General features: G+C 50.8%; 16 protein-coding genes. 6 read left to right on the top strand and 10 right to left on the bottom strand.

Going from position 1 to position 22875, the window contains the following annotated elements:
• Window positions 1-351: 351 nt before the first annotated feature.
• Complete coding sequence (locus VFS25_RS10870) at window positions 352-1380, bottom strand: type I asparaginase (protein ID WP_326462163.1); 1029 nt, start codon at window positions 1378-1380, stop codon at window positions 352-354.
• A gap of 42 nt (window positions 1381-1422) precedes the next feature.
• Entirely contained in the window at window positions 1423-2193 is a 771-nt protein-coding gene (locus tag VFS25_RS10865) for a TatD family hydrolase (protein WP_326462162.1), read from the bottom strand.
• A 119-nt stretch (window positions 2194-2312) separates the two neighbouring features.
• Between VFS25_RS10865 and VFS25_RS10860 the strand changes: the two genes are divergently transcribed.
• Window positions 2313-3188: a hypothetical protein gene (locus VFS25_RS10860; RefSeq protein WP_326462161.1), complete on the top strand. Its 876-nt coding sequence runs from the start codon at window positions 2313-2315 to the stop codon at window positions 3186-3188.
• A 247-nt stretch (window positions 3189-3435) separates the two neighbouring features.
• On the opposite strand, the gene VFS25_RS10855 is transcribed toward VFS25_RS10860, so the two are convergent.
• Window positions 3436-4068, bottom strand: a complete 633-nt coding sequence (locus VFS25_RS10855) for a polysaccharide deacetylase family protein (protein ID WP_326462160.1) — start codon at window positions 4066-4068, stop codon at window positions 3436-3438.
• 140 nt (window positions 4069-4208) lie between these two features.
• On the opposite strand from VFS25_RS10855, the gene gltX reads away from it, so the two are divergent.
• Window positions 4209-5741, top strand: a complete 1533-nt coding sequence (gene gltX / locus VFS25_RS10850) for a glutamate--tRNA ligase (RefSeq protein WP_326462159.1) — start codon at window positions 4209-4211, stop codon at window positions 5739-5741.
• A 73-nt stretch (window positions 5742-5814) separates the two neighbouring features.
• On the opposite strand, the gene VFS25_RS10845 is transcribed toward gltX, so the two are convergent.
• Window positions 5815-7482 (bottom strand): glutamine--tRNA ligase/YqeY domain fusion protein, encoded by a 1668-nt coding sequence (locus VFS25_RS10845; RefSeq protein ID WP_326462158.1) that lies wholly within the window; start codon window positions 7480-7482, stop codon window positions 5815-5817.
• Between the two features lie 128 nt (window positions 7483-7610).
• Between VFS25_RS10845 and VFS25_RS10840 the strand changes: the two genes are divergently transcribed.
• From VFS25_RS10840 to fumC, 4 genes are all read left to right on the top strand, one after another.
• Window positions 7611-8030, top strand: coding sequence for a cobalamin B12-binding domain-containing protein (locus tag VFS25_RS10840; RefSeq protein ID WP_326462157.1), 420 nt, complete (start codon window positions 7611-7613; stop codon window positions 8028-8030).
• 119 nt (window positions 8031-8149) lie between these two features.
• Window positions 8150-8920 (top strand): outer membrane beta-barrel protein, encoded by a 771-nt coding sequence (locus VFS25_RS10835; RefSeq protein WP_326462156.1) that lies wholly within the window; start codon window positions 8150-8152, stop codon window positions 8918-8920.
• Between the two features lie 151 nt (window positions 8921-9071).
• On the top strand, window positions 9072-9848 hold the full coding sequence (locus VFS25_RS10830; protein WP_326462155.1) for an enoyl-CoA hydratase/isomerase family protein: 777 nt from the start codon (window positions 9072-9074) through the stop codon (window positions 9846-9848).
• A gap of 63 nt (window positions 9849-9911) precedes the next feature.
• Window positions 9912-11312, top strand: a complete 1401-nt coding sequence (fumC, locus tag VFS25_RS10825) for a class II fumarate hydratase (RefSeq protein ID WP_326462154.1) — start codon at window positions 9912-9914, stop codon at window positions 11310-11312.
• Between the two features lie 133 nt (window positions 11313-11445).
• Here the strand turns inward: fumC and VFS25_RS10820 are convergent, their stop codons facing one another.
• The 6 genes from VFS25_RS10820 to gldG all read right to left on the bottom strand — a co-directional run bounded on the left by VFS25_RS10820 (window position 11446) and on the right by gldG (window position 22796).
• Window positions 11446-12414 carry a sulfite exporter TauE/SafE family protein gene (locus VFS25_RS10820; RefSeq protein WP_326462153.1) on the bottom strand — a complete coding sequence of 323 codons (969 nt, stop codon included), beginning with the start codon at window positions 12412-12414 and terminating at the stop codon, window positions 11446-11448.
• A 133-nt stretch (window positions 12415-12547) separates the two neighbouring features.
• A complete protein-coding gene (locus VFS25_RS10815; RefSeq protein ID WP_326462152.1) occupies window positions 12548-15418 on the bottom strand; it encodes a TonB-dependent receptor in 2871 nt (956 codons plus the stop codon).
• 536 nt (window positions 15419-15954) lie between these two features.
• Entirely contained in the window at window positions 15955-16626 is a 672-nt protein-coding gene (locus VFS25_RS10810; protein ID WP_326462151.1) for a lipoprotein signal peptidase, read from the bottom strand.
• A gap of 113 nt (window positions 16627-16739) precedes the next feature.
• Window positions 16740-19244, bottom strand: coding sequence for a bifunctional UDP-N-acetylmuramoyl-tripeptide:D-alanyl-D-alanine ligase/alanine racemase (locus VFS25_RS10805; protein WP_326462150.1), 2505 nt, complete (start codon window positions 19242-19244; stop codon window positions 16740-16742).
• 59 nt (window positions 19245-19303) lie between these two features.
• On the bottom strand, window positions 19304-20254 hold the full coding sequence (locus VFS25_RS10800) for a TerC/Alx family metal homeostasis membrane protein (RefSeq protein ID WP_326462149.1): 951 nt from the start codon (window positions 20252-20254) through the stop codon (window positions 19304-19306).
• 106 nt (window positions 20255-20360) lie between these two features.
• The gene (gldG, locus tag VFS25_RS10795) at window positions 20361-22796 is read right to left on the bottom strand and encodes a gliding motility-associated ABC transporter substrate-binding protein GldG (RefSeq protein ID WP_326462148.1); all 2436 of its coding nucleotides are present in this window, start codon (window positions 22794-22796) and stop codon (window positions 20361-20363) included.
• Window positions 22797-22875: the final 79 nt, after the last annotated feature.

The raw sequence follows: 22875 nt of genomic DNA, 5'->3' as shown, positions 1-22875 counted from the left end.
TACCGGGAAAGCTGTTTCCGGATTTTGGCCTATCGTGGTGCATGTTTGCGCACGCAGGACCTCCGTAATAAACAATACCAGCAGCAGGGGCAGCAGGGCATATTTCATGTGTATAGCAGTCAGATCGGCTTTCTATAAGGGCTTAAAAATAAGCATTATTTCGGGTAGAACCCAGGTATTTAACGTAGGAGGGAGCACGTTAGTTACAGGCACGCTGGCCGTTGTGCAGATGTGGCGTTGCAACATTGGAAACCGCCACCCGCGCCTGCGCTAAACTGCTGAAGCACCGGTTTTTTTGTATTAAAGCAGCGATATATGAAGAATGAAAAGATGTATAGCCGCTGCCGGGTATTACTCGGTAATGGGTGTTAGCTCGCCTCTCAGCGGTGTTTCTATCATCCGTTTGGCTGTTTCCAGGGGCACCTCCTGCCCGAGTACAAACATCAGTTTGGTGATGGCGGCCTCAAAGGTCATGTCATGCCCGCTGATTACGCCTATTTCCTTCAGGTACTGGCTGGTTTCATATTTACCCAGCTCCACGGAGCCGCCGTCGCACTGGGTAATATCTATTACAATAGCGCCCTTGTCAATCACTTTCTTCAGGCTTTCAATAAACCAGGGCTGCGTATTGGCGTTGCCGTTACCAAAGGTTTCCAGTATCACGCCCCGCAGGCCGGGCACATTTAAAGTAGCTTCCACTGCCTTGCGGGTAATGCCCGGAAATACTTTCAGCACGGTAACATTATCATCCAGCTGCTTGTGTACTTTCAGGGACTGGTGGGGGTGGGGTAATACGGCCTCCTTTTTATACTTGATATCTATACCTGCCTCGGCCAGGGGCGGATAGTTCATGGAGTAAAAAGCTTCAAACTTTTCAGCGTTGTACTTTTTGGACCGGTTGCCCCGGAACAGGGAAAAGTCGAAATAAATGCACACCTCCGGCACCATTACATGCCCGTTTTGCCGGGTAGCGGCAATTTCCATGGCAGTAATAATATTTTCCTTGGCGTCGGTACGTATTTTCCCGATGGGCAGCTGCGAGCCGGTAAGTATAACGGGTTTGGAAAGGTTTTCCAGCATAAAGCTGAGGGCAGAGGCGGTAAAGGCCATGGTATCGGAACCATGCAGTATTACAAAACCATCGTACCGGTCGTACCGGTCTTCTATAATGTTGGCCAGCTCCACCCATATTTCAGGGTGCATGTCGGATGAGTCAATGGGCGGATTAAAAGTATAAACATAAAAATCGATCCCCATCCGGTACAGCTCCGGCAGATTATTACGGATCTCATTAAAACCTATAGGGCGTAATGCTTTCGTCTTTTCGTCGAAGATCATGCCTACCGTGCCCCCTGTATAAATAATCAGGATTTTACTCATCTCGAAACGCCTAAAATTGCCGCAAAGTTATCCACTTATATATTAAATGGATTTGAATAATTTATGGGCATTACTGCTTGTTATAGCAGCCACTTCCTCAATTTTTAGATGTTTTATATCAGCCACCATTTGTCCTACCAGGGGAATGTAGGCGCTTTCGTTCCGTTTGCCCCGGTAAGGCACCGGCGCCAGGTAAGGGGCGTCAGTTTCCAGCACAATATGCTGCAGGTCAACCTGTTCAACTATTTTATCCAAACCGCTCTTTTTAAAGGTTACCACCCCGCCGATGCCCAGGTAAAAACCAAGGTCAATTACTTCCCGGGCCTGTTCCAGGGTGCCGGAAAAGCAGTGGAAAACGCCGCTCAGGCCACCGTCCTGCAGGGCTTTTACATCGTCAATACATTCGCGGGTGCTTTCGCGGCTGTGTATTACTACGGGCAGCTTATAGGCTTTGGCCAGCTGCAGCTGCTCGCGGAAAGCCTGGTGCTGCTGGGCGGTGAAGGTTTTATCCCAGTAAAAATCCAGCCCTATTTCGCCAACGGCTATAAAAGGCCGTTTTTCAAGCCACTCCCGCACCCGGGCCATTTGCGCCTCCACCTGCTCGGTTACATAGCAGGGGTGCAGCCCCATCATGGCAAAGCACTGGCCGGGGTACTGCGCCTCCAGCTCCAGCATGCCGGTGATGGATGCGTCGTCGATATTGGGTAACAGCATTTTATGCACGCCGGCTTCCAGCGACCGGGTAATCATGGCTTCCCGGTCCTTTGCAAATTCCTTACTGTACAAGTGGGCATGCGTATCTATCCATTGCATAACACGTATTTAACAAATAGTATATAAATATTAAGTAGAAAATAATTAAATTTGTAATATTTTTAATATCTGATTAAACCTCGGCACAAAGTTAAAGTCCTAAAAAAAACTATCCTATCATGAAAAATTTTTGTTTTAACCGCATCTTTGCTGCAGTCGTTATCCTGATAGCGGTTGCTACCATCTTTTTTGCCTGCAGTAAGAACAATGAAGCAACACCCACAACTGACCAAAACGATAACCAGGCCATAGCTGCAGCGGCTTACGAAGCCCAGGCCAGCACCCTTTATGATGATTTATTTGACGTGGCGCTGGCTGTTGGCGACGAACAAGGACTTGCCAGCGATGCCCGCAAAGCCCCTCATGGACCCGGCTCTTTTAAACTGGGCTCCGGCTACACGGTTACTATAGATAACGTTATTCCCGGTGTGTTTCCCAAAACCATCACCCTTGACTTTGGCTCCGGTTGCACCGGTACAGACGGCCGTGTACGCGCCGGTAAAATGAACATTGTCATCAGCGGTTATATTATGATGCCAGGTACTAAAATCACCATTACGCTGGATGGCTATTCTGTAAGCGAGATAGGGCTGGCAGGCACCAAGGTAATTGAAAATAAAAGCGCCGGCAATGTATTTAAATACAGCACCAGCGTAACTGACGGCCGTATTACGCTGGACACCCTGACCTTTGGCTACACCTGTGAAAAAGAGATTACCCAGGTAGAGGGCGGCAACACGCCTTTTTATACCGAAGATGATGCTTACAGCGGCACCGGTACTGCCAGCTTAACTTACCCCGGCGGCACTATTGTTACCTACACTACCAAAGAGCCGCTGGTAAAAGCCCTGAAATGTGCATGGATAGGAAAAGGCAAGGCAGATGTTACTTTCGACCAGGTAACGGCTACCATTGATTACGGCGCCGGTATTTGCGACGACTCTGCTACCATTAGCATTGGCGATAAGGTAAAAGGCGTAATTCTGCCCAGATAGTAGTCAATACGAATGGATTGGAGCGGAGGTAAAGAGGCAGTTATATAATTGATATAGCATTCGTTGCGGTCCCATAACGGGATGCAGCTTTTAGAAAATAATTGCGGATGCGAAAAATTACGAATGGATGAAAGCGATTTCCCCATTCGTATTTTTTTTGGGGGATTACGCCTCCACCACGTTATCCGGAAATTCAATGCTTGCCTGTAGCCGGCATTTCTTACACCCCCCACCGTCCAAGTCGTAATTAGCCCTGCAAGGGTACTGCTTCCATTGCCCACTGCTTCTTCTTACAATATTCCAGCACACGGGGAAGGGCATACGAAAGGCGGTCCCACGCTTTGGCGCTGTCGTGAAAAACAATAATAGATCCCGGGCCGGCCTTAAATACCACGTTCTGCACGCAGGCTTCGCCATTAATGCCGGTATCAAAATCGGCGCTCAGCACATCCCACATAATGATCTGTACTCCCGGCATCTTATTCTTCAGCGCTTTTACCTGGAAGGGCGTAATGCGGCCATAAGGCGGGCGGAACAAAGGAGAGTCAATATATTGCCGGGCTTCCAGTATGTTCTGAATGTATTTATCCGTACCGGTTTTCCAGCCGTTCAGGTGCTGTTGCGTATGGTTGCCGACAGTATGTCCTTCCTGCAGTATTTGCTGGTAAATCTGCGGGTGCTCCACCACGTTCTTGCCTATACAAAAAAAGGTGCCTTTGGCATTGTACTTTTTCAGCTGCTCCAGTACAAAAGGCGTGGCCCGGGGATGGGGGCCGTCGTCAAAAGTGAGGTACACTGCCTGCCGGGCCGGCGAAAGGTGCCAGGTACAGCTTTTATAAAGGGCTTTAATAATCCCCGGCGTTTTGGTTAAATAAAACATATGATCAGTTTGCAGGTTAGCAGCAGGTAGCCGGCAGCTGCAGGCAAGTTAAAAATTAGTTGGCAGTTTATGGTATTAAATGGCCGTAACCGCCCGTCTGCTGTTTATCAACTGCCAACTAAAATATTACCTTTGCGGCTATGGAACACCAAAAAGTTAGAGTACGTTTTGCCCCGAGCCCTACCGGTGGACTGCACCTGGGTGGGGTGCGCACCGTTTTATTTAATTATTTGTTTGCCAGAAAGCATAAAGGCGATTTTGTGCTGCGCATAGAAGATACCGACCAAACCCGTTATGTGGAAGGCGCAGAAGAATATATTATTGAGTGTTTGCGCTGGTGCGGCTTAAATGCCGATGAAGGGCCGCATATCGGCGGGCCTTATGCGCCTTACCGCCAGAGCGAGCGTAAGGAGCTGTACCGCCAATACGCGGAGCAGCTGGTAAAGGACGGATATGCCTATTATGCATTTGATACGCCCGAAGAGCTGGAGGAAATGCGTACCCGGCTTAAAACAGAAGACAATCCCTCTCCCCAGTATAATCATTTTGTACGAGTGCACATGCGCAACTCCCTGCACCTGCTGCCGGAAGAAACCGCTGCCCTGCTGGCAGCCGGCACCCCGCACGTGATCCGTATAAAGATGCCGGCCAATGAGGAAATATCTTTTACAGATATGATACGCGGTGAGGTGCATTTTAACACCGGCACTGTAGATGATAAGGTATTGCTGAAAGCAGACGGTATGCCTACCTACCACCTGGCCGTGGTGGTAGATGATTACCTGATGAAGATCAGCCATGCTTTCCGTGGCGAAGAATGGCTGCCCTCCGCCCCGGTGCATATTATGCTGTGGCGCTACCTGGGCTGGCATAAGCACATGCCCCAATGGGCGCACCTGCCGCTGATATTGCGTCCCGATGGAAATGGTAAGCTCAGCAAACGGGATGGCGACCGTTTAGGCTTTCCTGTATATGCCATGAACTGGACAGATCCGCGCACCGGCGATTTTACCAAGGGCTTCCGCGAAATGGGTTACCTGCCCGAAGCATTTGTGAACATGCTGGCCATGCTGGGCTGGAACGATGGTACCGAGCAGGAACTGTTCACCCTGGAAGAGCTGGTAGAGAAGTTTTCCATTGATCGCGTGCACCACGCCGGCGCCAAGTTTAATATAGAAAAGGCCAACTGGTTTAACCACCAGTATATTGTAAAAGCAGATAACCGCCGCCTGGCGCAGCTGTTCATGCCGGTGCTGCACGAAAAAGGCGCGCAGGCCTCCGAAGAATATGTAGCCGTCATTGCCGGGATGGTAAAAGAGCGTTGCAACCTGGTAACTGAAATATGGGATCATGGCTTTTTCTTTTTCCAGCAGCCGGCGCAATACGACTTTAGCGCGGTAAAACCCAAGTGGAACGCAGATAAGCGGCAGTTCTTCCTGGACTGGGCCTCTGTGCTGGAAACGCTTACTGATTTTTCTTTACAATCAGTAGAGGACAGCTTTAAGCAGCTGGCTACCTCCATGAATATTAAGGTAGGCGAGCTGCAGCTGCCTTTCCGTATTATGCTGTGCGGGGGCAAGTTCGGCCCGCCGGTGTTCAACATTGCAGAAACACTGGGCAAACATGAAACCATTGCCAGGATCATGAAAGCATTGGACCAGCTGGACGCGTGATATGATAAGTTATTGAAACAACAACGCCCCGGAAGCATTCCTTCCGGGGCGTTTCATTTGTTATAATTATTCCTTAACCTTTTTTCGCTTCTTTGGCCCAGGTGTCTTTCAGCGTTACCGTGCGGTTCAGCACCAGCTTTTCCGGCGTGCTGTCCGGGTCTACGCAAAAGTAGCCTTTTCGCAGGAACTGGAACCGGTCGCCGGGTTTGGCGCCGGCCAGGGCGGGCTCTATCAGCGCATTTTCAACCACCTGCAATGAGTTGGGGTTAATATAGGATTTGAAATCGCCTTCCTCATTATTCGGGTCTTCTACTTTAAACAGCCGGTCGTACAGGCGTACTTCGGCTTTGGCGGCATGCGCCGCGCTTACCCAGTGAATGGTGCCTTTTACTGTAAGGCCGCTGGTATCGCCGCCGCTGCGGCTTTCCGGCAGGTAAGAGCAGTAAATGGTGGTAATGTTGCCATCGGCATCTTTATCAAAGCTGTCGCACTTTATAATGTAAGCATACTTCAGGCGCACCATATTGCCAGGGCCGAGGCGGAAGAATTTCTTGGGCGGGTTTTCCATAAAATCTTCCCGCTCTATGTACAAGGTATTGCTGAACGGTACGGTGCGGTAACCGGCCGTTGCATCTTCCGGGTTATTTTCTGCCTGCAGCTCCTCTACCTGTCCTTCGGGGTAGTTGGTGATTACCAGCTTCACGGGGTCGGTTACCACCATTACGCGGTTGGCGGTGCGGTTCAGCTCCTCGCGGATAAAATATTCCAGCAGGCTTACCTCAATCAGGTTATCCCGCTTTTGTACGCCTACGCGGTCGCAGAAGGTGCGTATGCTCGACGGCGTAAAGCCGCGGCGGCGCAGGGCGCTGATGGTAGGCATACGGGGATCGTCCCAGCCGCGCACAATGCCTTCTGCCACCAGCTGTTTCAGCTTTCGTTTGCTCGTAACCGTATAATTCAGGTTCAGGCGCGCAAACTCGTACTGGTGGGAGGGGAATATCTCCAGCTTTTCAATGAACCAGTCGTACAGGGGCCGGTGCGGTACAAATTCCAGCGTGCAAACCGAGTGGGTAATATGTTCTATGCTGTCGCTTTGCCCGTGCGCAAAATCGTACATGGGATATATGCACCATTTATCGCCGGTACGGTGGTGATGGGCATGCTTAATGCGGTACATAATAGGATCGCGCATGTGCATGTTGGGCGATGCCATGTCCACCTTGGCGCGCAGCACCTTGGCGCCGTCTTTGAACGCGCCGTTCCGCATCTGCTCAAACAGCTGCAGGTTTTCCTCCACGCTGCGGTTGCGGTAGGGGCTTTCTTTGCCGGGCTCTGTAGGCGTGCCTTTCATAGCAGCTATTTCCTCCGGGGTAGAGTCATCAACATAGGCCAGCCCTTTTTTTATAAGGGCTACTGCAAAATCGTATAACTGTTCAAAATAATCGGAAGCATACAGCTCATTGGCCCATTCAAAGCCAAGCCATTTAATATCGGCTTTGATAGAGTCTACATATTCTGTATCTTCTGCTATTGGATTGGTATCGTCAAAACGCAGGTTGGTTTGGCCGTTGTATTTCTGGGCCAGCCCAAAGTTCAGGCATATGGATTTGGCATGACCGATGTGCAGGTAGCCATTGGGTTCTGGCGGGAAACGGGTTAGCACACGGCCCCCGGTAACGCCTTTTGCCAGGTCGTCTTCTATGATCTGTTCTAAAAAATTGAGAGATCTTTCTTCGCTCATATTAAACCGGTTGTAGTTTTACGGATGGCAAAGGTAAGCAAAAATGGCCAGGGTCCATGGAGCTGCCGGCTATGGACCCTGGCGCAAAAATGCTACATTTATCCCTTAATAATACAATACACCGAACAATGGTCAACCCTTTGAAACGCCCGGTGCGGGTACTGGTGGCAAAAGTGGGCCTGGACGGCCATGACCGCGGAGCCAAGGTAATAGCCGCAGCCCTGCGCGATGCCGGCATGGAAGTGATTTATACCGGCCTGCGGCAAACCCCTGAAATGGTGGTGAATGCCGCGCTGCAGGAAGATGTGGATGCCATTGGCATCAGCATACTTTCCGGCGCCCATATGACGGTTTTTCCCCGCATTATGTCCCTGATGAAAGAAAAAGGAATGGATGATGTGCTGCTCACCGGCGGCGGCATCATTCCCGATGCCGATATGCAGGCCCTGCAGCAGCTGGGGGTAGGCAAATTATTTCCCCCGGGCACGCATACACAGGAAATTGCCGGCTATATCAGCAGCTGGGTGGCGGCGCACAGGAATTTTTAATTATTGTAACCTTTTTTAAGATCATTCGTCTATTTAATGGCAGCATGAAAAGTATAGTACAAAAACAGGCATAAAAACTGTTGCCTGTATAAAACAGCCAAAAAATTCAGCGAATGAAAATGAAACGTTACCTCATCCTTCTGACAGCAGTGTGCTTACTGCAATGCAGTGTTTTTGCCCAGGAAAAAACAGATTCCACAAAGGATTGGAAAAAAATGGCTTTTGGCGAATATGCCGGTGGCCGTAAACACAAGGTATACACCTCCTGGGGCGGCGACGGGCCTTTGCTGTCCTTTGCCACCAGCGTAAAAGACAATGGCGTGCATGTGCGCAATATTCCCCGCTTTACCTTTTTTGTAAACGTAGGCACCAATTTCAACTACGACTTTGGCAACAACTTCGGGATATTTACCGGTATTAATGTCAAGAACATTGGCCTGATCACCGAAGCCAACGACTCCGTAAAGCTGAAACGCCGGGTATATACGCTGGGCGTGCCACTGGGCTTTAAAATAGGCGACCTGCGCCATGGCCGCATTTTCTTTTTTGCCGGCGGCTCTTACGACCTGGCCTTTAATTACAAGGAAAAACAGTTTGTGAACGGCGATAAGCGCCATAAGTTCAATGAATGGTTCAGCGACCGTACCCCGCTGCTGATGCCATCTGTATTTGCCGGCTTCCGCTTTCAGCCAGGCTTTGGGTTAAAGGTGCAGTATTACCTGAACGACTTCTTTAACCACGATTACCAGGAAACAGTGAACGGCATTGTACAGCAGCCGTACAGGAACCTGGAGGCAAAGATGTTTTTTGTAACCCTTAGCTACGACTTTGGCCGCATTGACTATTACAAAGATCATCGCCATCACCGCCATCGTCACTGGCATAAATAATAAACTATTTAGCAGGTACTTGCAGGCGCTTTCCTGCATCTTATTGCTGTTTATCCGCCATTCGCAGGGTGCTAACCGCGTAAAAGCTGTTAGCACCCTTTTTGTTGGCGCTAATTCAATAACTTAGTTACCTGAACCAAAACAAACGATCATGTACGAAACCATCAGCACCACCCTGACAGACGGTATTTTTACAATAGCCATTAACCGGCCCGACAAAATGAATGCCCTGAACCAGACCGTAATGAACGAGCTGGCGCTGGCGGTAGATGAAGTGTACAAGAATAAGGAGATTAAAAGCGCCATTATTACCGGCACCGGGGAAAAGGCTTTTATTGCAGGGGCAGATATTTCAGAGTTCCTGGAGCTGTCGCCGGAGCAGGGCGCCGTGCTGGCTAAAAAAGGGCATACTGTTTTTCAGCGCATAGAGGAATGCCCTAAACCCGTGGCGGCCGCTGTGAATGGTTTTGCGCTGGGCGGCGGCTGCGAGCTGGCCATGGCCTGCCATTTTCGTATAGCCAGCACAAATGCCAGATTCGGGCAGCCCGAAGTGAACCTGGGCCTGATACCGGGCTACGGCGGCACCCAGCGCCTTACAAAGCTGGTGGGTAAAGGCCGCGCGCTGGAGCTTATGATGACGGCCGACATGATCAGCGCTGCCGATGCGCATGCCATGGGCCTGGTAAACCACGTGGTGGAAGCAGCGGAGCTGTTGAACAAAACCAAGGAAATCCTGAAAAAGATACATACCAAAGCGCCGCTGGCCATTGCCGGCGTAATAAAATGCGCCAATGCCGCCCTGGACAATGATACGGATGGTTTTGCACTGGAGATTGACACGTTTTCCAGCTGCTTTGCCACCAAAGACCTGGAGGAGGGCGCTGCCGCATTCCTGCAAAAGCGGAAAGCGAACTTCACAGGAGAATGAGGGTAATTGATAATTCGTAATTGACAATTCTTTAGCTAGTTTTGTGGCACAAAATTCAAGCATATGGAATTCAGAATAGAGAAAGACACGATGGGAGAGGTGCAGGTACCTGTAAATGCCTACTATGGCGCCCAAACCCAGCGCTCCATCGACAATTTCAGGATAGCACAGGACATTAATAAGATGCCCAAGGAGATCATCCGGGCATTTGCCTATCTGAAAAAGGCCGCCGCGCTCACCAACCTGGATGCCGGCGTACTGCCCAAAGAAAAGGCCGACCTGATAGCCCGGGTATGCGATGAAATACTGGAAGGCAAGCTGGATGCTGAATTTCCCCTGGTAGTGTGGCAAACCGGTTCCGGCACCCAATCCAATATGAACGTGAATGAGGTGGTTGCCTACCGCGCGCATGTGATCAACGGCGGCAAGCTAACCGATAAAGAAAAGGTGCTGCACCCCAATGACGATGTAAATAAATCCCAATCCTCCAACGATACATTCCCCACTGCCATGCATATTGCGGCGTACAAAATGCTGGTAGAGGTAACTGTTCCCGGCATCCGCAAGCTGCGCAACACCCTGGCTGAAAAGTCAGAGCAATATATGCACGTGGTAAAAATAGGCCGCACCCACTTTATGGATGCTACGCCGCTTACCGTTGGGCAGGAGATCAGCGGGTATGTATCGCAGCTGGATCATGGCCTGAAAGCCATCCATAATTCACTGGCGCACCTGGGCGAGCTGGCCCTGGGCGGCACGGCCGTAGGCACCGGCATCAATACGCCTAAAGATTACGCGGTAAACGTGGCCCGGCATATTGCCATGCTTACCGGCATTCCCTTTGTTACTGCAGAAAATAAATTTGAGGCCCTGGCTGCGCACGATGCCATTGTAGAAGCACACGGCGCGCTGAAAACGGTTGCCGTGAGCCTCATGAAAATAGCGAACGACATCCGTATGCTGGCCTCCGGCCCGCGCTCCGGCATTGGCGAGCTGTATATACCGGACAACGAGCCCGGCTCCTCCATTATGCCTGGTAAGGTGAACCCTACCCAGTGCGAAGCCCTTACCATGATTGCCGCACAGGTAATGGGGAACGATGTAGCCATTAACATCGGCGGCGCCAACGGCCACTTTGAGCTGAACGTGTTTAAGCCGGTAATGATCTACAACTTCCTGCACAGCGCCCGCCTGATCGGCGATGGCTGCGTGAGCTTTAACGATAAATGCGCGGAAGGCCTGGCCCCCATTGAAGCCAATATTAAAAAGCACGTGGATAATTCCCTGATGCTGGTAACCTCCCTGAACACAAAGATCGGCTACTACAAAGCCGCTGAAATAGCGCAGAAAGCCCATAAGGAAGGCACTACGCTGAAAGAAATGGCGGTGAAGCTGGGATATGTTACACCCGAGCAGTTTGACGAGTGGGTAGATCCGGCCAGGATGGTGGGAGAAATAAAGTAGATGTGCAAATGTGCAGATATGCAAATGTGCAAATGGGCTTCCCATTTGCACATTTTTATTTTAAGATAGATACATTCGTTAATACATTGCCGCATTCATCTGCACATCTGCATATTTGCACATCTGCACATTGTCAATGCATGCTTAGCCAGATGGTGCGCAGGCTTAATAGTATCACCATAATCCCTACCATAATCATCAGCGGCCTGCGTTTAATGCGGCGCACCAGGATGGCGGCAAACGGTGATGCCATTACCCCGCCGATCACCAGCCCCACAATTACCTGCCAGCTGTTTATACCGGTAAAGATCAGGAAGGTAGCTGCGCTGGATGCGGAAATAAAGAACTCCGCGGCATTTACAGAACCAATGGTGTAGTGCACCGTACGGCCCTTGCTCAGTAAGGTAGAGGTAACAATAGGGCCCCATCCGCCGCCGCCGATGGCATCCATAAACCCGCCGAAGAAAGCCAGTGGCCCCAGGCGTTTTACTTTGGTTTTGCGGCGCTGCTTCTGCAGTCCTTTGCGGATAATGATAACGCCCAGTATCATCAGGTAGGCGCTCATAAAGGGCTTTACAATATTACCGTCTATTTTGTCGGACAACAGGTAAGCGCCTATAATAGCGCCGGCCATACCGGGTATCAGCAGGTATAAGAATAACTTTTTGTTCACGTTGCCCAGCTTAAAGTGCGCAATACCGGATGCCCCGGTGGTGAACACTTCCGCTACGTGTACGCTGGCGCTTGAAATAGCAGGCGGTACTCCCAATCCCAATAGCAGGGAGGAGGAGGTTGCGCCGTAAGCCATGCCCAGGGCCCCGTCAACCATCTGCGCGGCCAGGCCCACGCCTATATAAAATAACAGCTCGGAAGTAAAAAGGGATTGTATGAAGTGATATACCCTGGTTTGCGTAGCTGCCGGCACGTTATAATAATAGGTGAACCACAGGCCCACCAGCGTTACCGCCACCAGCAGCGTAATCAACAACCACAGGCCACGCTTTTTCTTGTTTTCCTCATTCACCAGCGTTATAAGCATCTCCTGCCTTCTCAGCGTAGCCGGTTGTTGTTCCAGTTTGTCTATCACCTCGTTATGCGACATAATACTTATAATATATAGTCTATATAAATTATAGACTAAAGGTAGTCGGAATAAACAGTATATCCAAATAAATGCAAAAAAAAGTCCCGGGTATTTTTGGTACCCGGGCGCTCATATAATAGTCGGATTCTGATTAAGACGCTTTCTTTCTGAAAACGCCATCATACGTAACGGTTATATAATACAGGCCGCGCATGGTAGGTCCGCCCACATACTGGAAGTAAGCGGTGTTCAGTATGTTAGAGCCGCCTACCTTAATGGTGGTGCTTAATTTGGGCAGCTGGAAGCTTACCTGCGCATCTACGGTGCTGTAGGCCGGCACATCACCGTTGCCAAACAGGTTTTGCCAGTAAAACCGCTCCTGCCAGTGCCATACAATGTTAAAGCCTACATTGGGCAGCACCGCCCGGTTGCCAAAGCTAACATTGGTGAACCACCGCGGGGTGTTAAAGCCGGGTATCAGTGCGTCGTCCTTTGTTTTATCCTGCGCTAATTTGTTGAAATTAGCGTTGCCGCTGATAGTAAAGGTTTTATAGAAGTTATAGGACAGCGCTACGGCCGCGCCGTAATTTTCCACGGTTGACTTACTGTTGGTCCATACCCGGTACCGGTTTTGCTTACTCTTGTCCAGCATTTGCAGCAGCACATCCCGGTCAGGGTGGTTCACATCTCCGCTTTGCGGCACTGCTACCTCTACCTGCCCGATAAAGTTTTTGTAAGTATTGTAATAGCCGTCAATATCCACAAACAACCTGTTGTTAAATAAAACGCTTTTATAGCCGGCTTCAAATGCATGCACCTGCTCAGGTACAATAGGATCCAGGTTGGCTACCTTGAGCACAGCCGCGTTCTGCGCCGCTGCATCTTCAGTGGGAATACCCGGGTTTGCATTAATGGTGCGGTTAGTAGCAGTACCAAAAGCCGTTACGCTGGTAGTGAGGAACGAGTTCTTAAAATAGCCCAGGCCATCTTCAATAAAAGCCAGGCCGCCTACACGCCGCACCTGCCCGTTATTTACAAATGAGTAAGCTTCAAACAACGACGGGAAGCGGAAACCGTTTTGCCATGATACCCGGAAGTTATGCAGCTGGTTGGGTGTAGTGTATACAGCGGCAATGCGCGGGTTTACTTTACCGCTGAACTGCTGGTTCTTATCGTACCGCAGCGAGCCGGTAAGCTTTAACGCATCTTTAAAAAAGGTTTTTGACAGCTGTACAAAGCCGCCTGCCTTGCCATACCATATATGCCTGCCGCCGGGCTGGTTGCGCTTATCCAGTGAACGGGTGAAGTCTACAAAATTATTGCCGTCCGGTATGATCTCATACGTACGGTAATCCGCGCCTATCAGCACATCGGCAAAGTGCACATATTTACGCAGGTTCCAGGTACCTTCTGTATGGTAAAAGCGGCTCATTTGCAGCAGCGCGGCGCCGCCTGATTTGTTGGTAGAGTCTTTAGACACCGGGTAAATATCCCAGTCATTAATGCTTTTGATCTTGGCCAGTTGCGCGTTAAACGCAGGGGTGCCGGGCGTCCAGCGGCCATTGTCGGCAGCTGCGCGCGCAGCGCGGTGGGCGGCAACCAGGTCGCCGGGGTTGGCGGTTAAGGCGGCGTTCAGCGCTGCAGTATAATCTGTTTTCCACTGGGCGTCCGACTTAAAGGATTTCTCCAGGTTGTCGGCCAGGGGGTTCATATTGTAAGAGTCGCCGGTATTTTCAATGGAAACATAGGAGCGGATGGTGAAGTCGTTATGCACCAGCTCCAGCTTATGGTTTTGCACCACTACATTCTTCAGGCCTATGCGGTTGCCCCGCTGGAAAAAGCCGTCCATCAGGCCTACACGGTAAGCATAGGCCAGCTCCAGGGTGGGGTTAATTTTGTAATGCAGGGCAGCATCGGCTTTCACGTTCTTTACGCCATAATCGCCCACCAGGTCTTTTTCCCAGTAGCCGGTACGGTGCACGTTATAGGCCCGCCCATCCTTATCCTTAATGGCAATATCCGTTTGGTCGGCATATTTATTCCAGGCATCGTTGGCAATATTATCCGCGCCGCTCAGCTGCGGAAAGTCGGGATTGGCCTTGCTTTGCGGGTTAAAATCATTGTGGCTGTCGGCATACCAGTCCGTACCCTTCATGTAGCTGAAGTTTACTTTAAATGCCCAGCGGCCGTTAATGGCCTGCGCATAACGTATAGCCGTTTCAGTAATAGGCTTGGGTGAGCTGCCGTGGCCGTCAAAATGGTTAAAGGCCACCTTTTGCATTACGCTCAGGCCCTGGTATTTAAAAGGATTTTTGGTAAGGAGATTGGACATGCCGTTAATAGCGTTCATGCCATACAGGGCCGAGGAGGCGCCGGGCGTAACTTCCACGCTTAAAATATCCAGCTCCGTAGGGCCGATGGCGTTACCCAGCGGCACGCCCAGGGTAGCGGCCTGGTTATCTACCCCATCTACCAGCTGCATGAACCGGAAGTTATTGGGCACGTTAAAGCCGCGGGTGTTGAACACTTTAAAGGTAAGGCCGGCGGTAGTCATCTGCACACCCTTCAGGTTGCCGATGGCATCGTAGAAAGAGGCCGCCGGCGTGGATTTCAGCGCCCGTATATCCAGCTTTTCAATAGCCACCGGCGACTTTAACAGCTTTTCCTGCTGGCGGCTGGCCGATACCACTACTTCGTTTACCAGCAGCGACTGGGTATATAGCTGTATCTGCAGGCGGCTGTTATTATTGCGCACCTCAAACTCCTGCGGCTGGTACCCAAGCAGGCGTATCACCAGCCGGTAGGGGAATTTCACATTGGTGGTAAGCTCAAAATGACCGGCTGTATCTGTTTGTGCGCCAAAAGAAGTATTCTTTATCTGTATGGATGCGCCGGGGAGGGGCGCTCCTTTATCATCTACGATGCGCCCGGCTATAATATAGGAACCATTCAGCTGCGCCTGCGCCAGTACCGGAAGCAGTAGTAGCAGCAGCCATAAGTAAGCAGACTTTATTGATTGCATTGTGTGTTTCGTTTGGATGTAATGGATTGAATGTTAGTACAGGATTGTTGCGTATGCAGTGTTTACACAACATCGCTGAAGCGCAGTAGCCGGGCTGTTTTTTATAAAAAACATAAAGTCTATAGAATTTGTGGACAAATGTATAGTGGAGAAATGACTTTTCAAAGCAGTTGCAAAAAAAGTCTGTCAGCAGGTGAAAGTGAGTGAGGCTGCATTGCAGTAGGGATGGTACTTTAAGAAAAGTACGGGGAAGATGATGAATGCTGCTTTTTGAGCTGTATTGCAGCGGGAATGGTAATTTAAGAAAGGTGTGAAGGGGAATAAAGGGCACTGCTTCGAACTGCATTGCGGCAGGAATGCGTGTTTTAAAGGCAGCCATTATGGTGTGGAGCCGCCGCGGATAATACCGCAGCGCGGACCTGTAAATGAGCCGCCAGCGGCAATCTGCATGTACGGGTATGGGAGATGTGCTGTTTTAAACAGGAACGGCTGCGGTTACATAGCGTGTTGCGCCTGTTGCCGGTTAGTTATATGCATTACTGCGCCCCGTTCACTACTGCGCCATTCTGTTGTGCGCCGGTTTGCTCTGTGCCGGTAGTTTCCTCCAGCCGTTTGCTGAAAAAACGGCGCTGGAACACCAGGATGGTAATAACACCGGTAGAGATGGCGGCATCGGCAATATTAAATACCGGCCGGAAGAAGATAAAATAGTCGCCGCCTTTAAACGGGACCCATTTGGGAAGATAGCCTTCATAAATAGGGAAGTACAGCATATCTACCACGCGGCCGTGTAAAAACGCGCCATAACCGCCTTCTTTAGGCAAAAAGCGGGCAATATCATAGCTGCTGTCGCTGAATATAAGGCCATAGAACATACTGTCTATCAGGTTACCCGCGGCGCCGGCCAGTATCAGGGAGCCGCAGATGAGCAAACCGGTATGGAACTTCTGGTGCACCAGCTTTTTCATGTACCAGAAACCGATCACCACGGCTACCAGCCTGAAAAGGGTAAGCATGATCTTGCCCCAGTCGCCGCCAAACTTCAACCCGTAAGCCATTCCCTCATTTTCAATAAAATGAATGCGGAACCAGTTAGGGAATATCACAAACTCCTGCTGCATATACAGGTGTGTTTTAATCCAGAACTTCAGCGCCTGATCAATAACCAGGATAAACACCACTATGAATATGACGTGACGATATTTCATGTAAGTTATTTAGTACGGTTCGTTTATGCCGCAAAACTGCACCTGCCATGGTTGTTCTGAGGGGGCATAAATTTTATCAAAAATAATAGATTTATTTAAAGTGGGAAGCAGTATTACTCTTCAAAATAAATCCTTTTTACGCGCTGCGATATCCCGGTGAGTATTTCATAGGGAATGGTGCCTGCCCAGGATGCCAGCTGCTGTACGGGTAAATCCTGCCCGAATACAATTACCTCATCCCCTTCTGCTACTTCGGGAATGTGGGTAACATCCAGCATCAGCATGTCCATAGCCACTATGCCCACCACCGGCGCCAGCTGCCCGTGCACCAGCATTTTACCTACGCCGTTGCTGAGGCAGCGGGGGTAGCCATCAGCATAGCCTATACGAACAGTGGCTATTACAGACGGACCGGGAGCGGCCCATGTGGCGCCGTAGCCCACGGTTTCCCCGGCCGGTATGTGCTTGAGCTGCGCCACCGTGGTTTTGAGCGTGCTTACATTACGCAGCTTTTCCTGCATTTCGCTGTTGCTGCTGTCAATACCGTACATGCCAATGCCCAGGCGCACCATATCCAGCTGCAGGTCCGGGTGGCGCTCAATAGCGGCGCTGTTGGAAATGTGGCGGATGCCGATGTAGCCCAGCGCTTTTTGCAGCTCATGGCTCATTTCAAAGAACAGGCGGCCCTGCTGCCGGGTAAGCTCGTCTTTTGCGGGGTCTTCGCTGGCGGCCAGGTGGCTGAAAATAGAGCGTACCCTCAGCTGCCCGTTTTCCGTAAGTATGCGGGCCAGGGCCGGAATATCCTTTTTCTCAAATCCCAGGCGGTGCATGCCGGTGTCCAGCTTAATATGGATGGGAAAATCCGTTTTGCCGCTGGTGCGCACTTCCTCCTCAAACTGCTGCAGCAGCAGCAGGGAATAAATTTCCGGCTCCAGGTTCCAGTGCAGGATGGCGTCAAAGGAGCTGGGCTCGGGGTTCATTACCATAATGGGCATGGTAATGCCGGCGCGGCGCAGCTCCACTCCTTCATCCGCATAAGCTACGGCCAGGTAATCAATACCGTGGAACTGCAGCAGGTTGGCTATTTCAAAACTGCCGCTGCCGTAAGAAAACGCCTTTACCATGGCCATTACCCTGGTTGTAGGTTTCAGCAGGGCCTGGTATTGCTTTAGGTTGTGCGCTATCGCGCTCAGGTTTATTTCCAGTATGGTCTGGTGCACCTTATGCTCCAGCAGTTTGCCAATGCGCTCAAACTTAAACACGCGGGCGCCTTTGAGCAAAATGGTTTCATATTGGAAATCCTGCTGGCTGAATTGCTCAATAAACGCTTCGGTGGTGAGAAAAAACTGGCTTTTAAGGCCGGGGACCTCCTGGAAGGCGCGTTTTTCGCGGCTTATATTTTTGCCGATGCCTATGAGGCGCTGAATACCTTTTTTCTGCAGCAAGCCGGCTACTTCCTCATACAGGGAAGCATCGCTGCGGCCGCTCTGTAAAATATCGCTGAGCACAACGGTGCGGGTAGGGTGCTGTTGCTGCTGCTGTAAAAAATCCAGCGCAATGGTAAGCGAACCCAGGTCCGAGCTATAGCTGTCGTTAATAATGGAGCAGTTGTTAATGCCCTGCTTCAGCTCCAGGCGCATGGCTATATTGCCCAGCTGGTCCATCCGCTGGCGTATTACCTGGCTGTCAATACCCAGGTACAGCATCAGCGCCCAGCAGTGGATGGCGTTTTCTACCGAGCCTTCATCTACAAACGGAATGCTGATGTGAATGGGCAGCTGCTTGTACAGCGCATCAATGCGGGTGTAGTTATGATCTTTATCCACGCTGATGATGCGCAGGTCGGCCTCTGTTTTGCGCGACCAGGCCAGCAGCTGCAGGCCCTGCTGGTTATCGCGCTTGCCTATCTGCGAATGGAAGTTCAGCACGCATTCATTCAGCTCCAGGTAATCTTTACAGTAAATAAGCACATCGCTTTTGGCAAACAGCACCAGCTTTTCATTGATCTTTTGCCGCCGGTTCAGAAAGCCTTCGTTATGGGCTTCGCCAATATTGGTAAAAATGCCGATGGTAGGGCGGATGATCTTTTCAAGATGCTCCATTTCACCGGGCTGGGAAATGCCTGCCTCAAAAATGGCCAGCTGGTTGGCCGGCTCCATTTGCCATACCGACAGGGGCACGCCGGTTTGCGAGTTATAGCTCTTGGGGCTGCGCACAATATTGTAATCCTTTTCCAGCAGCTGGTACAGCCATTCCTTCACAATTGTTTTGCCGTTGCTGCCGGTAATGCCTATTACCGGGATATGAAACTGCTGCCGGTGCCAGGCTACCAGCGTATGCAGGGCCTGCAGGGTATCTTTTACCAGTATAATGCTGGCATTAGGGTACTTGTCAAGCGGCAGGTGCTCGCTCACCAGGAAATTGCGTACTCCTTTTTCATACAGGTCGGGAATATACTGGTGCGCATTACGGCGTGCGCTCACCAATGGAATAAAGAGTGAAGTTTCCGGGAAGATCAGTTTCCTGCTGTCCAGCAAAATATGCGCTATCTCCGGTGCACCTGCGTCCTGTAAGAGCTCTGCCTTCAGGATCTTACTAATATTTGCTGCGTTGTACATAAGTTACTATCTGTGGGCATGCTTTGGCAGATGACTCTAAAACTGCCAAAGCGCCTGAATTATTTTTCTGAGCCGGTATTTTCCGGTACCGCTTTTTTCCGCTTATGGTAAACGGAATACAGGATGGCGCCGCCCAGGCAGCACACAATCACGATCAGCGATACATACACGGGCATATGGATATTTACAATCTCTGCCAGCATTTTTAAGCCAATGAACACCAGCACAATGGCAATGCCGTGCTGCAGGAATTCAAACTCATCAACCGCACCCCTGAGCAAAAAGAACAGGGAGCGAAGGCCCAGTACTGCAAATATGTTGGACGTGTACACCACCAGCGGCTCCTGGGATATGGCAAATACAGCGGGAATAGAGTCCAGCGCAAACAGCACATCTGTTACCGCCAGCATTACCACTACTATGGCAAGGGGCGTGAAAAAGGTTTTCTTATCTCTTTTTACAATAAAGCGGCCCTGCGGAAAATCATCCGTAATGTTCAGGTACCTGCTCATTAAGCGGTATGCTATATTTTCTTCCGGCTTAAACTCCTCTTCCTGGTTGGCGCTGAACATTTTAATACCGGTGTACACCAGGAATACGCCAAACACGTACAATATCCAGTGGAACCGCTCAATAAGCGCTGCACCAATGGTAATAAAGATGGCGCGGAACACAATGGCCATGAGAATACCAATCAGCAGCACGCGGGCATAGCTGGTTTCTTTTATTTTGAAAAAGCCGAAAATAAGGATGAATACAAAAATGTTATCTATGGACAGCGACCACTCCATAAGGTAGGCGCTCAGGTAGCGGATGGCCATTTCATGCCCGTCCTCAAACCAGATAAATCCAAAAAAGGCTAATGACAGTATTACCCAGAAACAGGTTTGTACCAGCGCTTTCTTAATGGAAACAGTAGTAGATTTTTTACTTAATAAACCCAGATCAAAGACCAGAGCCAGGACGATAACAATGCCGAAGATCAGATACGTCCACATTGTGGGTGTCATGCAGCCGATTATTGTTTAGTGAATGGCAAAGATAATAGTTTATAGCTATAACCTATGATTGCGGTTAACAGCAATCATTACTGCATAGCCCGCAGCAGCAGTGCGGCTATTCGTACTTACGCTGCCGTATAAACTGGAACACCATTGCAAACAGCAGGATGATGCCTATGGGCACCAGGAAACAAATGACCTGCCATTTGGTGCGCTCCTGCTTTATTTTCTGCGCGTCCAGCAGGCGCAGGGTTACCTCCTTATTGCGGGTTTCCATAATGCCGGAGGTATTGGTAAGGTACTCCAGGCAGTTCAGGAAAAACTCTTTATTGGCAAATACAAAATCGGGATTAAAGGGATTGATGCCCATTTGCAGCGGCCCTTCCTTGCGGGAAACCGCGTTGGTAATAATATCGCCGTCGCTGATCACGATCATTTTATTCACGGTGTCTGCCCGGTCCAGGAAAGGCTGGCCGGTGCTTTGGGCAATGGCCTGCTGCTGCGCCGCATCCAGCCGGTGGCGGAACAGCGAAGTAAAGCGGCCCTCCAGCAGCACGGCGGCCGGCAGGTAGGCCTGGCGGTACTCGCGCGGGTCGGGCCGGGTGCGCACGCTTTCCCAGCTAACTTCTGCCGGGGTGCGTACGGTGCGCGCATTGCGGGAAGAGGTGAGCAGGATGGTTTTGGTAATATCCCCTCCCTTAATGGTATCAATAGAGCTGGTGAAGTGGCTCAGCACCAGGTCCATATTTTTTACAATAGGATGGTTGCCGGTGGGCGACAGCAGCGGGAAGTAGGGGAAAGGTATGGGCCGTATCTGGGGCTTGTTGCCTACATTGCCTACTACCAGCGGCACCAGGTCGGACTGCAGGTCTTCAATAAGATCGGGGTTCACGCGCGCGCCGTAGCGGAACAGCAGGTCTTCCAGGTTCAGGCCGCGGTCAAATGCTATAAAGGAGTTCTGCTGCTGCAGGCTGTCTATGCTGGCATTCAGCACATCCAGGCACCACAGCACCTTACCGCCCCGCATTACATACTGGTCTATCTTCAGCTTATCTTCTTCGGAAAATCTTTTTACGGGCTTTGCAAACAGCAGCAGGTCAAAATCAGCGGGAATATGGCTGTTGGCCTGCAGGGTAAGGGTGTCCAGCGCATAGTTGGCCTGTACGGTGGTAAGCGCATCGTACACTTCGGCGCCCAGCGACTCGCCGTTGCCCAGCATGTAGCCTACCAGCGGCTTGCTGGTTTGCCGCAGCTTATAAATGGCGCTGATGAACTGGTACTCCAGCAGGGCTTCGGAGTTGCCCATGGCTGCTGTGGGATCTTGCCCGCCCTGGCTTTTGAGCAGGTTCACGCCTACTGTTTTGCCTTTGTAGTGCACCAGGGCGCCGGGAAATATCAGCTTTTCAGAATAGCCTTCGCTGGCATCCTGCTGCACCTGCAGGTTAAAGGGCATAATACCTTTGGCCACCAGGTTTTTCTGAAAGGCCAGGCGCGCGGAGTCGTCCATACCCTGGCCGGGGCCCTGGAAAACGTAGCGGATGTTTTGCCCGCCGTACTCCCGGAACTCGCCCAGCAGCTCATCTGTAGCCTGGGCCAACTGTTTAAATGCAGCCGGGTAGTCGCCTTTCAGGAACACTTCTATGGTAACGGTGCTGTCTAACCCCCGCAGCAGGTGTTTGGTAGAGGGGGCCAGGGTATATCTTTTTTCAGCGGTAAGGTCGGCACGGCCGTGTATATACGCTGCCAGTATGTTTACGCCTATCAGCGCGGCTGCAATTACCAGTGCGCGCTGCAGGTATTTTTTGCCGTTGCCGGTGCTTTGCCATACGCGGCGCTGCAACGACAGCCGGCTGAGGAACAGCATCAGCACCACCACGCTGGCGAAATAAATCACATCCCGGCTATCCACTACTCCCCGGCTAATGGAGGTATAGTGGAACTTAATGCCGGCCATTTGCAGGTAATAGTCTGCCCCGCCGGAAAAGGCGGGTATCTTGCTCAGCGCGTCAAAGCCGTTAAAGAAAAGGAAACACGTGAAAACCGCTACCAGGAAGGCTATTACCGCATTGCCCGTAAGGGACGAGGCCCATATGCCAATAGCGGTGAACACAATGCCCAGCAGCAGCAGACCCAGGTAAGAGCCGGCAATGGCGCCATTGTCCAGGTGCACATTGGGTGCGCGCAGCTGGTGAATGGCCAGGTAATATACCAGTGTAGGAATAAGCGAAATAAGCACTATTAATGCGCTGGCCCAGAACTTACCCTGCACTATCTGCCACCAGGTAAGGGGCTTGGTGCTTAGCAGCTCTATGGTGCCGGAGCGGAACTCGTCGGCAAAGCTGCGCATGGTAATGGCGGGTATGAGCAGCAGGTAAATAATGGGCGCCAGCTCAAACAGCGGGTCCAGGTTAGCGTAGCCAAAATCCAGCAGGCTGGTATCGGGAAAAACGAACAGCAGCAACCCGTTGGCCACCAGGAAAAGGATGATGGCCACATACCCTGTAATACTGCTGAAAAACTGGTGTATTTCCTTTCTGAAGATGGCTAGCATAGCATTAATAAAAGTACAAATATATTAGAACGGTGGAAATCCTGTACTTATTATTTTGTAAGCGGAAAGCAGAAAGCAG

Origin of the sequence: Chitinophaga sp. (assembly GCF_035761305.1) — a bacterium.
In the GTDB taxonomy this organism is placed as follows: Bacteria; Bacteroidota; Bacteroidia; order Chitinophagales; family Chitinophagaceae; genus Chitinophaga.
This window is presented reverse-complemented; position numbering and strand designations above follow the sequence as displayed.